The 12,366-nt window shown below is 62.6% G+C and carries 11 protein-coding genes and 1 pseudogene; 3 read left to right on the top strand and 9 right to left on the bottom strand.

Annotation, left to right across the window (positions count from 1 at the left end):
- The 3 genes from urtC to urtA all read right to left on the bottom strand — a co-directional run.
- Positions 1-924 (bottom strand): urea ABC transporter permease subunit UrtC (gene urtC / locus EN906_RS08825; protein WP_127375140.1); only part of this gene is annotated, 924 nt, incomplete at its 3' end.
- Positions 921-2,534 carry an urea ABC transporter permease subunit UrtB gene (gene urtB, locus EN906_RS08820; RefSeq protein ID WP_127271301.1) on the bottom strand — a complete coding sequence of 538 codons (1,614 nt, stop codon included), beginning with the start codon at positions 2,532-2,534 and terminating at the stop codon, positions 921-923. The genes urtB and urtC, both read right to left, overlap by 4 nt.
- Before the next feature lie 108 nt (positions 2,535-2,642).
- Positions 2,643-3,953, bottom strand: a complete 1,311-nt coding sequence (gene urtA, locus EN906_RS08815; RefSeq protein ID WP_027036733.1) for an urea ABC transporter substrate-binding protein — start codon at positions 3,951-3,953, stop codon at positions 2,643-2,645.
- A 309-nt stretch (positions 3,954-4,262) separates the two neighbouring features.
- On the opposite strand from urtA, the gene EN906_RS08810 reads away from it, so the two are divergent.
- A complete protein-coding gene (locus EN906_RS08810) occupies positions 4,263-4,676 on the top strand; it encodes a hypothetical protein (protein ID WP_127268965.1) in 414 nt (137 codons plus the stop codon).
- Between the two features lie 64 nt (positions 4,677-4,740).
- Here the strand turns inward: EN906_RS08810 and EN906_RS08805 are convergent, their stop codons facing one another.
- The 3 genes from EN906_RS08805 to EN906_RS08795 all read right to left on the bottom strand — a co-directional run bounded on the left by EN906_RS08805 (position 4,741) and on the right by EN906_RS08795 (position 7,372).
- Entirely contained in the window at positions 4,741-6,312 is a 1,572-nt protein-coding gene (locus EN906_RS08805) for a GMC family oxidoreductase (protein ID WP_127268966.1), read from the bottom strand.
- 46 nt (positions 6,313-6,358) lie between these two features.
- Complete coding sequence (locus EN906_RS08800; protein ID WP_127268967.1) at positions 6,359-6,889, bottom strand: gluconate 2-dehydrogenase subunit 3 family protein; 531 nt, start codon at positions 6,887-6,889, stop codon at positions 6,359-6,361.
- Positions 6,890-6,976: 87 nt separating this feature from the next.
- Positions 6,977-7,372, bottom strand: a complete 396-nt coding sequence (locus EN906_RS08795; protein WP_127271303.1) for a VOC family protein — start codon at positions 7,370-7,372, stop codon at positions 6,977-6,979.
- 208 nt (positions 7,373-7,580) lie between these two features.
- Here EN906_RS08795 and EN906_RS08790 point away from each other — a divergent pair, with 208 nt between their 5' ends.
- On the top strand, positions 7,581-7,886 hold the full coding sequence (locus EN906_RS08790) for a ribbon-helix-helix domain-containing protein (protein ID WP_127268969.1): 306 nt from the start codon (positions 7,581-7,583) through the stop codon (positions 7,884-7,886).
- A 10-nt stretch (positions 7,887-7,896) separates the two neighbouring features.
- Here the strand turns inward: EN906_RS08790 and EN906_RS08785 are convergent.
- Positions 7,897-8,334 (bottom strand): annotated as a pseudogene (locus EN906_RS08785) (VOC family protein).
- Positions 8,335-8,564: 230 nt separating this feature from the next.
- On the opposite strand from EN906_RS08785, the gene EN906_RS08780 reads away from it, so the two are divergent.
- Positions 8,565-8,735 carry a hypothetical protein gene (locus EN906_RS08780; RefSeq protein ID WP_236382813.1) on the top strand — a complete coding sequence of 57 codons (171 nt, stop codon included), beginning with the start codon at positions 8,565-8,567 and terminating at the stop codon, positions 8,733-8,735.
- Positions 8,736-8,740: 5 nt separating this feature from the next.
- Here the strand turns inward: EN906_RS08780 and EN906_RS08775 are convergent, their stop codons facing one another.
- Positions 8,741-9,448: a purine-nucleoside phosphorylase gene (locus EN906_RS08775; protein WP_127271305.1), complete on the bottom strand. Its 708-nt coding sequence runs from the start codon at positions 9,446-9,448 to the stop codon at positions 8,741-8,743.
- A gap of 87 nt (positions 9,449-9,535) precedes the next feature.
- The gene (locus EN906_RS08770; protein ID WP_127375139.1) at positions 9,536-12,109 is read right to left on the bottom strand and encodes an ATP-binding protein; all 2,574 of its coding nucleotides are present in this window, start codon (positions 12,107-12,109) and stop codon (positions 9,536-9,538) included.
- Between the last annotated feature and the right edge of the window lie 257 nt (positions 12,110-12,366).

Here is a 12,366-nt window from a genome sequence, read left to right as displayed (position 1 = left end):
GGGGCCGCGCCCGCCGACAGCCGCCCAGACGACGACTTCAATCGAATTGGCCGGCTCGAACTCGCCCGGATTGATGATGCCGACCTGCGGCACGTAGAGCGCGCCGGCTATGCCGGCCATGACAGCCGAGACGGTGAAGGCGAACAGTTTCACGTTCTCGGCCCGCCAGCCGAGGAAGCGCGTGCGGCTCTCGGCATCGCGCACCGCCATCAGGAGCTTGCCGTATTTGGAGCCGACGATCGCCCAGGTGACGAACACGGCAAGCGCGAGCATCACGGCGCTGGCCGCGAACAGCGCCGAACGCGTCGCGTCGGCCTGCACGTTGAAGCCGAGAATATCCTTGAAATCGGTCAGGCCGTTGTTGCCGCCGAACCCCATGTCGTTGCGAAAAAAGGCAAGCAGCAGCGCGTAGGTCATCGCCTGGGTGATGATCGAGAGATAAACGCCGGTGACGCGGCTGCGGAAGGCGAACCAGCCAAAGACGAAAGCGAGCAGGCCGGGCACCGCGAGCACCATGAGGCCGGCGAACCAGAAATGGTCGAAACCGTACCAGAACCAGGGCAATTCCTTGTAGTTCAGGAACACCATGAAGTCGGGCAAGATGGGATTGCCGTAAACGCCGCGCGAACCGATCTGCCGCATCAGATACATGCCCATCGCATAGCCGCCGAGCGCGAAGAAGGCGCCGTGACCGAGCGAGAGGATGCCGCAATAGCCCCAGACCAGGTCAAGCGCCAAGGCGAGCAGCGCATAGCAGAGATATTTGCCGGTGAGCGCGACGATGTAGGAAGGGACGTAGAAGGCGCTGGTGGGAGACACCGCAAGGTTGAGCAGCGGCACAAGGACGGCCACCGCCAGCAGGATGAAGATCGTGATGGCGATGCGGCGGTCCGCGCCGGCGGCAAAGAAGCGTCCCGTGATCATGCTTCCACCGCCCTGCCCTTGAGCGCGAATAGGCCGCGCGGGCGCTTCTGGATGAACAGGATGATCAGCACCAGCACGACGATCTTGCCGAGCACCGCGCCCGCATAGGGCTCGAGGAACTTGTTGACGATGCCGAGCGAGAAGGCGCCGACCAGCGTGCCCCACAGATTGCCGACGCCGCCGAAGACGACGACCATGAAGCTGTCGATGATGTAGCCGCGACCGAGATTGGGCGAGACGTTGTCGATCTGGCTGAGCGCGACGCCGGCAATGCCTGCAATGCCGGAGCCGAGCGCGAAGGTCAGCGCGTCTACCCATGGCGTCCTGATGCCCATCGAGGCGGCCATGCGCCGGTTGGCGGTGACGGCGCGCATCTGCAGGCCCCAGGGCGTGCGCTTCATCACGTAGAGCAGGATGCCGAAGACAGCGAGCGCGAAAACCAGGATCCACAGCCGGTTCCAGGTGATCGCCAACTGGCCGAGATTGAACGAGCCCGACATCCAGGATGGGTTGCCGACCTCCTGGTTGGTCGGCCCGAAGATCGAGCGCACGGCCTGTTGCAGGATCAGCGAGACGCCCCATGTCGCCAGCAGCGTTTCAAGCGGCCGGCCATAGAGGAAACGGATGACGCCGCGCTCGATGATCAGGCCAACCAGGGCCGCAACGAGGAAGGCGAGCGGCAGCGCAATGACCAGCGACCAGTCGAACAGGCCGGGAAAGGAGGTGCGGATCACCTGCTGGACGACGAAGGTCGTGTAGGCGCCGAGCATGACCATCTCGCCATGCGCCATGTTGATGACGCCCATGACGCCGAAGGTGATGGCAAGGCCGATTGCCGCCAGCAGCAGCACCGAGCCCAGCGAGATGCCGTACCAGATGTTCTGCCCGGCATCCCAGAAGGCCAGCGTCGAATTGATGTTGGCGATTGCGGTCGTCGCCGCTTGCTTGACCGCGTCGGTGGAATTCGCCTCGACCGAGGTGAGCAGGGAAACCGCATCGCGGTCGCCACGCGCGCCGATCAGGGCAATTGCAGCGAGCTTGTCGGCTTCAGGCCGGTCGGAGACCAGAACGGAGGCGGCACGAGCCTGTTCGAGCAGCGCCTTGACGCTGGCCACGGTCTCACTGGCGATTGCCGTGTCGAGCGGTCCGATGTTTGCGGCGTCGGGCGTCTTGAACATGGTGTCTGCGGCGGCAACACGCACGGCCGGGTCCTTGGCGCCGAGCGTCAGCGTGCCCAACGCATCGCGTATGACGCGACGCAGCGTGTTGTTGACCTTGATCTTGGTGATGCCGTCCTTGGCCGCCTCGCCCGACGCCTCGCCGCTCAACGGGTCGGAAAGCTGGACGCTTTCGCCCGCTTCCTTGCCGACAAACACAAGGGAATCAGCCTTGCGGACATACAGGTTGCCGTCGGCAAGTGCCGCAAGCGGCCGCTCTACCGCCGGATCGCCGGCGGCCGCCAGTTCGTGGACGACGGCCCCGATCTCGGAAAAGCCCTTGGCCGTGGCGAATTTGGCGATGATGCCGCGCAGATCGGCTTCGCCGGCGCCGGAGGACGACAGCGTCGCCAGCAGGAACAACAGCATCAAACCCGTGCGGATCAAGATCATCGGTCTCTGGTAACCCCTGAAGGTTGAAGTGGGCGTCCGGACGGCGGAGGAAGCCGTCCGGACGCGCGCGGTCATGGGCATGGACCTGAAGGTCCAGCCCGGGGAGGATCAGTTCGTGCCCTTGCCGCCGCACTTGCCGGTGGCAACATTGAAGTTGCCGCAGGACAGAGGCGCGCGCCAATCGGAGATCAGGTCCTTGGAATCAGGCAGATAGTCGGACCACTCGTCACCCATCACCAGGCCCGGCGTGCGCGACACGGTTTCGAACTGGCCGTCGGCCTGGATTTCGCCGATCAGCACCGGCTTGGTGATGTGGTGGTTCGGCATCATCGTCGAATAGCCGCCGGTCAGGTTCGGCACCGACACGCCGATCATGGCGTCGATGACCTTGTCCGGATCGGTGGTGCCGGCCTTCTCGACCGCCTTCACCCACATGTTGAAGCCGATATAATGGGCTTCCATCGGATCGTTGGTGGTGCGCTTGTCGTTCTTGATGAACTTGTGCCAGTCGGCGATGAACTTCTTGTTCTCGGGCGTGTCGACGCTCTCGAAATAGTTCCAGGCGGCGAGATGGCCGACCAGCGGCGCGGTGTCGAGACCGGCTAGCTCTTCCTCGCCGACCGAGAAGGCCATGACCGGGATGTCCTCGGCCTTGATGCCCTGGTTGCCGAGTTCCTTGTAGAACGGCACGTTGGCGTCGCCGTTGACGGTCGAGACGACGGCGGTCTTCTTGCCGGCCGAACCGAACTTCTTGATCGCCGAAACTTCGGTCTGCCAGTCGGAGAAGCCGAACGGCGTGTAATTGACCATGATGTCTTCAGCCGCCACGCCCTTGGCCTTCAGATAGGCCTCGAGGATCTTGTTGGTGGTGCGCGGATAGACGTAGTCGGTGCCTTCCAGCACCCAGCGCTTCACCGAACCACCGTCCTCGCTCATCAGATAGTCGACAGCCGGGATGGCCTGCTGGTTCGGCGCCGCACCGGTGTAGAACACGTTGCGCTCGCTTTCCTCGCCCTCATACTGGACGGGGTAGAACAGGATATTGTCGAGTTCCGAGAACACCGGCAGCACCGATTTACGCGACACCGAGGTCCAGCAGCCGAACACCGCCGCGACCTTGTCCTTGGAGATCAGTTCGCGCGCTTTTTCGGCAAACAGCGGCCAGTTGGAAGCCGGATCGACGACGACCGCCTCGAGCTTCTTGCCGAGCAGACCACCCTTGGCGTTCTGCTCGTCGATGAGCATCAGCATGGCGTCCTTCAGCGTCGTCTCCGAAATCGCCATGGTCCCCGACAGCGAATGGAGAATGCCGACCTTGATCGTGTCGTCGGCGGCCTTGACCGGAGCGGACGTCAACAGGCCGGCGGCGACCACACCAGCCGAAAACATTTTTGTTATTGTCGAGAAATTACCCCTCATATTACAGACTCCCAAGCTAGTTGATTGCACCGCAACACTACAAAGCAACCCCCATGCCAACCGCTCTGGCAATCCCGAAAGGGCACAAATAAATTATAGATATCAGCACCTTGGAATATAGGGCTTACAAAACAAAGAGAGGTGGCCAGAAATCGATTGAGGGAATTTTGCGCAGCTTGCGCAGCCTCTGCCTATTTTTCGATCATTTACCAAATCTGCCTAGATTTTGAACTCACCCGTGCCTCAGGCGACCGATGTTGCGGCGCGGTGCAAAAATAGGGCAAGCTCGCTCTTCAAGCGAGCGACGTCATGGTTTCAGGTATTTCACGTATTTTCATCGGCATACTGCTTCTGGCTGCAGCAACCGTGGCCGCGCGAGCCGATTTCAGCGACGGCAAGATGCCTGACGGCGCCTATCATTGCGAAGTGTACCTGCTTGGCATGTTCCTCAGCCTCGGCGACATCACCATCAAGGGGAACGTCTACAGCGGCCCCGTCTACGCCAGCCTCGGCGTCTTCGGCACCGCGCGGCAGGGCTACAACTACCAAATGGACGCAAACGGCGTGATCTCGTGGCTGGGGCCGCTGGGCGGATATACCGCCGGCGGCAATTCACTGTCGCTGACCCAGGCGACGCTGGACGGCGAAACAGTGCCCTCCTTCGACATCATCATGAAGCAGCCCGACGGCGCCTTCACCGCCTCGACCTGCACCAAGCAGTGAGGCGGCAAGAAAAAGGCGCGGAACCTTGCGGGTTCCGCGCCAGCAGTCCGTCGGGAGGATGTGACTAGATCGTCTTGGCCGACATCTGCGCCGCGATGTAGTCGGCCTGGCGGATCGCGAGCGACACGATCGTCAGGGTCGGGTTTTCGGCGGCACCGGTGGTGAACTGGCTGCCATCGGACACGAACAGGTTCTTGATGTCGTGCGCCTGGCCGTGCTTGTTGACGACGCCGTCTTCCGCTTTCTCGCTCATCCGGTTGGTGCCGAGATTGTGGGTCGACGGATAGGGCGGCGTCGGGAAGGTGCGGGTGGCGCCGACCGCATCATAGAGTGCCGTAGCCTGCTTGTAGGCGTGGTTACGCATCGCGGTGTCGTTCGGATGGTCGTCGAAATGCACGTCGGCGATCGGCATGCCGTGCGCGTCCTTCTCGTCGGCATGCAGCGCGATGCGGTTCTCCGCGCGCGGCATGTCCTCACCGACGATCCAAAGGCCGGCCATGTGGTCGTAGTGATCGAGTGCTGTGGTGAACGAGCGCCCCCATGCGCCCGGATCAAGAAACGCTGCCATGAACGGCAGGCCGAGCGACAGCGTCTCGAACTCGTAGCCACCAACGAAACCGCGCGATGGATCATGCCGCGCCTCGTCGCGGATGATGCCGGCCATGGTCGTGCCGCGATACATGTGCACCGGTCTGTCGAAGATGGCATAGACCGAGCCGGTGGTGTGACGCATGTAGTTCTTGCCGACCTGACCCGACGAGTTGGCAAGCCCATCGGGGAATTTCCCCGACGCCGAATTGAGCAGCAGCCGCGGGCTCTCGATCGAATTGCCGGCAACCGCGACGATGCGCGCCTTCTGCTCCTGCAGCTTGCCGTCTTTGTCGGCGTAGACAACGCCGGTCACCTTTCCGCTGGCGTCATGGTTGATCTTGATCGCCATGGCATTCGGCCTGACTTCGAGATGGCCTGTCGCCTCTCCCTTGGGTATCTCGGTGTAGAGCGTCGACCATTTGGCGCCCCATTTACAGCCCTGGAAGCAGAAGCCGGTCTGCTGGCAGGACATGCGGTCGTCGCGATCGACCGAGTTGATCGCCATGTTGCCGGTGTGGCATTCCTTGTAGCCGAGCTTGTCGGCGCCGGCCTTCAACACCTTGAAATTGTTGTTGCCCGGCAGCCGCGGCCAGTCATTGGTGCCGGTGACGCCCATCTTGGCTTCAGCCTTGGCATAGTAGGGCTCCATCTCGGCCAGCGTGATCGGCCAATCGAGCAGGTTGGCGCCTTCCAGTTTGCCGTAGGTCGACAGCCCCTTGAACTCATGCTCCTGGAAGCGCAGCGAAGCTCCGGCCCAATGCGTGGTCGAACCGCCGACCGACTTGACGATCCAGGCCGGCAGGTTGGGAAAATCCTTGGCCACACGCCAGTCGCCGGACGTGGTGCGCTTGTCGGTCCAGGCGAGCTGGCTGAACGAACCCCACTCGTCATTGATGAAGTCTTCGTATTCGTGGCGCGCGCCGGCTTCCAGGATGACGACGTCGACACCCTTCTGGGCGAGTTCGTTGCCGAGCGTGCCGCCGCCGGCGCCCGAGCCGATGATGACGACCACGCCATCGTTGTTCAGATCAAATGAAGCTGCCATGGTTTCCTCCCATGATTTCTGTTTGCGGGTTCAGGAGCGACGGGGCTCAGAGCCACTCGATGTCGTCGAAACCGCGCGCGATGTAGCCGCCCTTGGAATAGGACTCGCCCTCGTAACCGAAGATCGGCCACACCTCTTTCTGGTTGTAGAGGCTGACCACGAGGCCACCCCGAATGGCCTGGAAGAACGGCGTCGCCTCGATTTGCTTCAGCACGGCGACGCGCTGGTCCTCCCAGCCAAGGCCGCGGTAGCCGCCGTCACCGGACTTCTTGTCGAGGTCGGCGATGCCATCTTCGAGCATAGTCTTGTAGGCGGCGTCCTTGCCGGCCTGTTCGTCGTGGCCTTTCACGGCAATGGCGTAATATTTGTCCGGAACCTGATCGTGCGGATAGATGTCACGCGCCATCTGGATCAGCGTCGCCATGGTTTCGGGCTTGAGTGCCGATGTCTCCAGTCCCCAGGCATGCTCGGGGCTGATGACGGCGCTGCCTGAGATGACGAGCAGCGCGCCGATGCCGCCCCGTTTAAGAAGCTCTCGACGGGACAGCCCAGGCTTCGCGTCATAGATCGTGACCATTTTATTCCTCCCTGCTTGCTATGTGCGCTCTCTTCAGAACGCCGTTGCTGGCGCGCTGCCCCCGTCAGGGGACGGCTGCGATGTCTCCTATTGGAAGCGACCTCCGCGTTGCAGAACCTCGATCTTGTAGCCGTCGGGATCCTCGATGAAGAAAAAGCGGGCGATCAGCGATCCGTCGCGGTTGAACTCGACGATTTTCTTCGGGTTGAGCCCTAGCGCGCCGAGACGATCATGTTCGCCGTCGAGATCGACGACCGAGACCGCCAGATGGCCGTAGCCGTCGCCGAGCCCGTAAGGCTCCTGCCGATCCTTGTTCACGGTCAGTTCGAGCTCGAACCCTGCCTCGGCATTGCTGAGGTAAATGAGCGTGAATGTCTCGAAATCCAGCCTGTCGGCGACATCGAGCCCGAAGGCGTTTCTGTAGAAATCGAGCGATCGGGCTTCGTCGAGAACCCGGATCATACTGTGGATCGCCTTGGCCAAATCAGTCTCCGTTCTGGTGTGGAGGCGATTATGCGCGGCACGGACAAAAGGTGGTGGCAGCCGGTTACCACGCCCGCAGCCGCGAACGGGACGAAAGTCCGATTGCCGGACCGGCAATTTTGCCCGAGAATGCATGTGGGGACAGGTCAAGCAGTATCAAACTGCACGCCCGTCCACCCAAGACCAACAATCATGGGAGGTTTGTCGGATGTGCAGGGTGTTTGCGGGCCAGGATCCCGAAGGCTATCGCCAGATCAACCGGTCGATTCGCATCGACGGCCACTCGACCAGCATCCAGCTCGAAGCGACATTCTGGGCTTTGCTGGACGAAATCGCCGAAAACCAGGATTTGACGACGCCGAAATTCATCTCCAAGCTCTATGACGAAGCCATCGAGATCAACGGCGCCATCCCGAACTTTGCGTCGATGCTGCGCACCACCTGCGCGCTCTATCTGCGGGGCCATCGGCCGGGAATGGATGAGCAGATGGTGCCGAAGCGGGAGGCTGCTTAGCGCATTGCGCTCAGCTGAGTTCTTGCGCGAGCCCGATGAGAAGCCCTCCAGGCCCTCGAATGTAACATAGCCGATACACGTCTTTATACTGGACGACTTAGCCTTCGAGCCGCGCACCGCGATTGCGGAGCCTTTCAAGCGTCCCGTCAATGTCGTCCACGGTGAACATGACGCGGAGGTAGCCCAGGGCGTTAACCGGGGCGTTGCGGTGATCGGCGACGACAGGCGGCGTGAGGAAACGGGACAGTTCGAGCCGGCTGTGGCCGTCCGGCGTCCGCATCATGGCAATCTCGACGCGCTGATCGCCCAGTCCAGTGACACGTCCGGCCCATTCCCCTTCGATCATGGCCCGCCCTTCGAGCTCAAGGCCGAGCTCGCCAAAAAAACCAATCGTCTCTTCGAGGTCATCGACGACGATTCCTATGTTGTCCATCCGTTTGAGCGCCATGTGTTCAGTCTATAAGGCGTCGTCCAGGCCGTAAACTCCTTAGGCTGCTTGCCAGCTGAGCAAGGGCGATCAGGTCCTGATTCATGGCTGATGGCACGATGCTGTTTCTATCGGTCCAGCATCCGGGCAGGTAGGCCGGATGCTTGGCGGGATCGTGGCCCGGCAATTCTAGCGTTGCGCAGGGCAGTTCCGAAACATTGGCCCGGCTCGTCCTTGCCGGCAGTCAGGCCGTGCATACGGCTGATGCGCCGACAACGCCCGCCATGCCGTCCCTGGCCTGGCGCCTGAAGGACCAGGAGGTCGCCGACGTCCTGACCTATGTGCGCGCCAGTTGGGGCAACGCCGCCCCGGCGGTCGCCTCCGACGATGTGGCAGCCGTGCGCAAGCAATTGCTCCCGTAACTCGGCTAGCTCTCGGCTGCGACAGCGAGCGCCAGACGGCTCATGTCGGTGAAAAGCGCCTGGCGCTCGGAATAGTCGGTCTGTTCGCCGGTCTCGATGTTGTCGACCACGACACACATCGACAGCGCACGCGCTCCGAAATGCTCCGATATGCGATAGAGCGCGCTGGTTTCCATATCCACGGCCAGGGCTCCTTGCGCCCGCGCAACGGCAAAACGGGCGCGCCCCTCCGGGTGATAGAAGATGTCGCTGCACACCGTCAGGCCGGCATGATGGTCGATGCCGAATTCTACCGCCTTGGCCAGTGACGATGCGAGGAGCGCCGGGTCGGGGCCAGCGGGTCCATAAAGGCCGAAAACCTGGCCGCTCTGGGCGCTTTCCGCCTGCGCCGATTGCGAGATGACAAGGCTGCGCAGTTTTGCCTTTGCGGTCAGGCTGCCGCAGGTGCCGGTGCGGATCAACGTCCGGGCGCCATAATGGTCCAGCAGTTCATGCGCATAGATCAGAAACGATGAAACGCCGATGCCCGTCGCCTGGATGCTGACGGGTTTGCCGCCAAACAGCCCGGTGAAGCCAAGTGCGCCGCGGCGGCGATTGATGCAGCGCGGCGCTTCCAGGAACGTTTGCGCCATCCACTCGGCGCGCTGCGGGTCACCCGGTAACAAAACCGTGTCGGCGTAGTCGTCCTTGTCCGCTTCGTTGTGCGGCGTCACCAGTTGCTCCCCCTAAGCCTTCCAGCCGTTTCACCCGCAATCATGGCGTTGTCACGGCGTTGTGCAAGATGGAACATGGGAAAGGCTCTAAGACTCCAGCACGTCCTTGACGATCGTCGCCAGTTGCTTGAGCGAAAACGGCTTGGGCAGAAAGCCGAAATGCGCATCTGCCGGGAGGTTTCTGGCGAATGCGTCCTCGGCGTAGCCGGACACGAAGACGAACTTGATGTCCGGCTGGCGCTTGCGCAATTCACCAAACAGTGTCGGTCCGTCCATTTCCGGCATGACCACGTCGGAAACGACGATATCGACCTTGCCGCCCAGTGCCTCGAACACTTCCAGCGCCTCGACGCCCGACGATGCCTCGTGCACGGTGTAGCCACGCGAGGTCAGCGCCCGCATGCCGCCCATGCGCACGGCATCCTCGTCCTCGACGAGCAGCACCGTGGCCGAGCCCGACAGATCCTTGGCCGGATCGGCGACCTTTGTCGGCGCCGCCGGCGCATCGCCGGGCTCGCCTGCTTTTTTCGCTTCGGCGATGTGACGCGGCAGGAAAATGCGGAAGGTCGAGCCTTTGCCGACTTCGGAATCGCAAAAGATGAAGCCGCCGGTCTGCTTGATGATGCCGTAGACCATCGACAGGCCAAGGCCGGTGCCCTTGCCGACTTCCTTGGTGGTGAAGAAAGGCTCGAAAATCTTCTTCAGCACGTCGGGCGCGATGCCGCTGCCGGTGTCCTCGACTTCGACCACGACATAGTCCGCCGGGGCGAGTTCGCGGTAGGAAAAGGCCTTGCACTCCTCGGCGGTCACATTGCGGGTGCGCACGGTGAGATCGCCGCCCGCCGGCATTGCGTCGCGCGCGTTGACCGCAAGGTTGACGACCACCTGCTCGAACTGCCCGATATCGACCTTGACCGGCCACAGGTCGCGGCCATGGTCGACCTTCAGCTTGATGTCGTTGCCGACCAGGCGGGCGAGCAGCATCCTGAGATCGGCGAGCACGTCGGTCAGGTTGAGCACTTCCGGCCGCAATGTCTGCTTGCGTGAGAAGGCCAGAAGCTGCCGCACCAGCGAAGCCGCCCGGTTGGCGTTCTGCTTGATGTTCATGATGTCGGGGAAGGAGGGGTCCGACGGACGGTGGTTGGTCAACAAAAGGTCGGACGCCATGATGATGGCGGTCAGCACATTGTTGAAATCATGCGCGATGCCGCCGGCAAGCTGGCCGACCGCCTGCATCTTCTGGCTCTGCGCCATCTGCCCTTCGAGCGCCTTCTGCTCCGTCGTCTCGACGGCGTAGACGATGGCCGACTCCTCGGCGCCCTCGCCACCGGTGCCGTCGGCGACGGCGTTGACGTAGAAGCGGATGTGCCGTTCGTCGTTGCCGGGCAAAAGCGTGTCGATCGGCTCGATGTCGGCCTGCCGCTGCTGCGCTTTCTCGAAGGCAGCCGCGAAGGCCGGCCGGTCGCGTTCGTGGATCACCGTGTCGAGCCTTACGCGACGGTCGACGGCGTCGCGATCGACGACAGACGAAAACAGCGACAGGAACGGCGCATTGGTGCGCAGGATGCGCCCATTGTGGTCGACGCCGGCGATCGCCATCGGTGTCGAGTTGAAGAAGCGGGTGAAGCGCACTTCCGAAGCCCGCAAATCGGCAGAGGCATCCTCGCCTTGCGTGCGGTTGAGCACGATCGTGCGTGTCGGCCCGTTCAATCCTTCGCGGCTGGCCGAAACACGGTGCATGAAGCGCACCGGCAGCGCTTCGCCCGTCGTGGTCGTCAGGTCGAGATCGATCACCGCGTTGCGTGTGGTGCCGGGGTCGGCCTTGACCGAGCGGACCAGCGCCATGCCGTCGCCGGCCACGATCTCCGACAGAGACACGGCGCCGGGCGTGAAGCTGGTGAGGTCGATGCCCAGCCATTCGGCGAGCGTGGCGTTGATATAGGTGACGCGGCCCTCCTGGTCGGCCGAAAAGAAGCCGGCCGGCGCGTGGTCGAGGTGATCGATCGCCTTCTGCAGGTCGAGGAAGAAGCGCTCCTGCTCGGCCCGCTCCTGCGAGATGTCGGCAAGCTGCCAGGCCAGCATCGGCAGCCGCTGGCCTGGAACGCTGAAGGCGCGGGCGCGGGCCCGGTACCAGCGGGCGCCAGGCTCGGCACCGGGCCGAATGGACTGTGCGAGCCTAAACTCGCCGTCGCCCGACTGGCCGTCGCGCAGGCCGGACGCCAGGCGATAGATCGTCACCGAGGCTTCGGGGACATCCGAGAGCAATCCCTCGACGGTCTTCAGGTCGGCAGCGGACGATGCTCCGGTCATATCCGCATAGGCGCGATTGGCGTAGACGACGCGGCCCTTGGTGTCGGTGACGAGAAGCCCCTGCGACATCGAATCGACGAAGGATTTCGACAGTTCGTCGCCTGTCGAGCGTGGCGTGACCTGCACGAAGCCGATCGCCGTCGCGAACAGGAAGCCGACGCCGATCATCGCCAGCACGCCGAGCATGCCGAGCAGGAAAGGATCGCCGAGGCGCTCGCGGAAAAGCCCGAAGACGATCGCCGCCCCCGTCAGAACGACGATGAAAATGATAAGCCGGGTGACCGCGCCGGGTCGCGTATTCTGGTCGACGATCGGTACCGGATAGAAATCGCCGCGCGCTTCCTTGGCCATGTGCCCCCTGCTCGTGAATTCCGGTGTTCCGACACCCGCCCCTAGCGGGTTGAATCACATTCTCCTAGTCCGGAAAAGGCCTGGGCGGCAAATGTCGGATAAAAATGATGTCTTCCGGGCTTCGGAGTTTTTCTAGCTGTTCACCGGCGTGAAACGCAACTTGCGGTGGCCCGCTGCAACGGTCTAGTGTCTCGTCACTTCCAAGGGCGATCAGGGGAACCCAATGCAATGGCTCGATAGCGTGGCAGGTCCCGGTT

Origin of the sequence: Mesorhizobium sp. M7A.F.Ca.CA.004.06.1.1 (assembly GCF_003999135.1) — a bacterium.
Classification (GTDB): domain Bacteria; phylum Pseudomonadota; class Alphaproteobacteria; order Rhizobiales; family Rhizobiaceae; genus Mesorhizobium.
The sequence above is the reverse complement of the archived record's forward strand: the minus strand, read 5'-3'. Positions and strand labels throughout refer to the sequence as shown.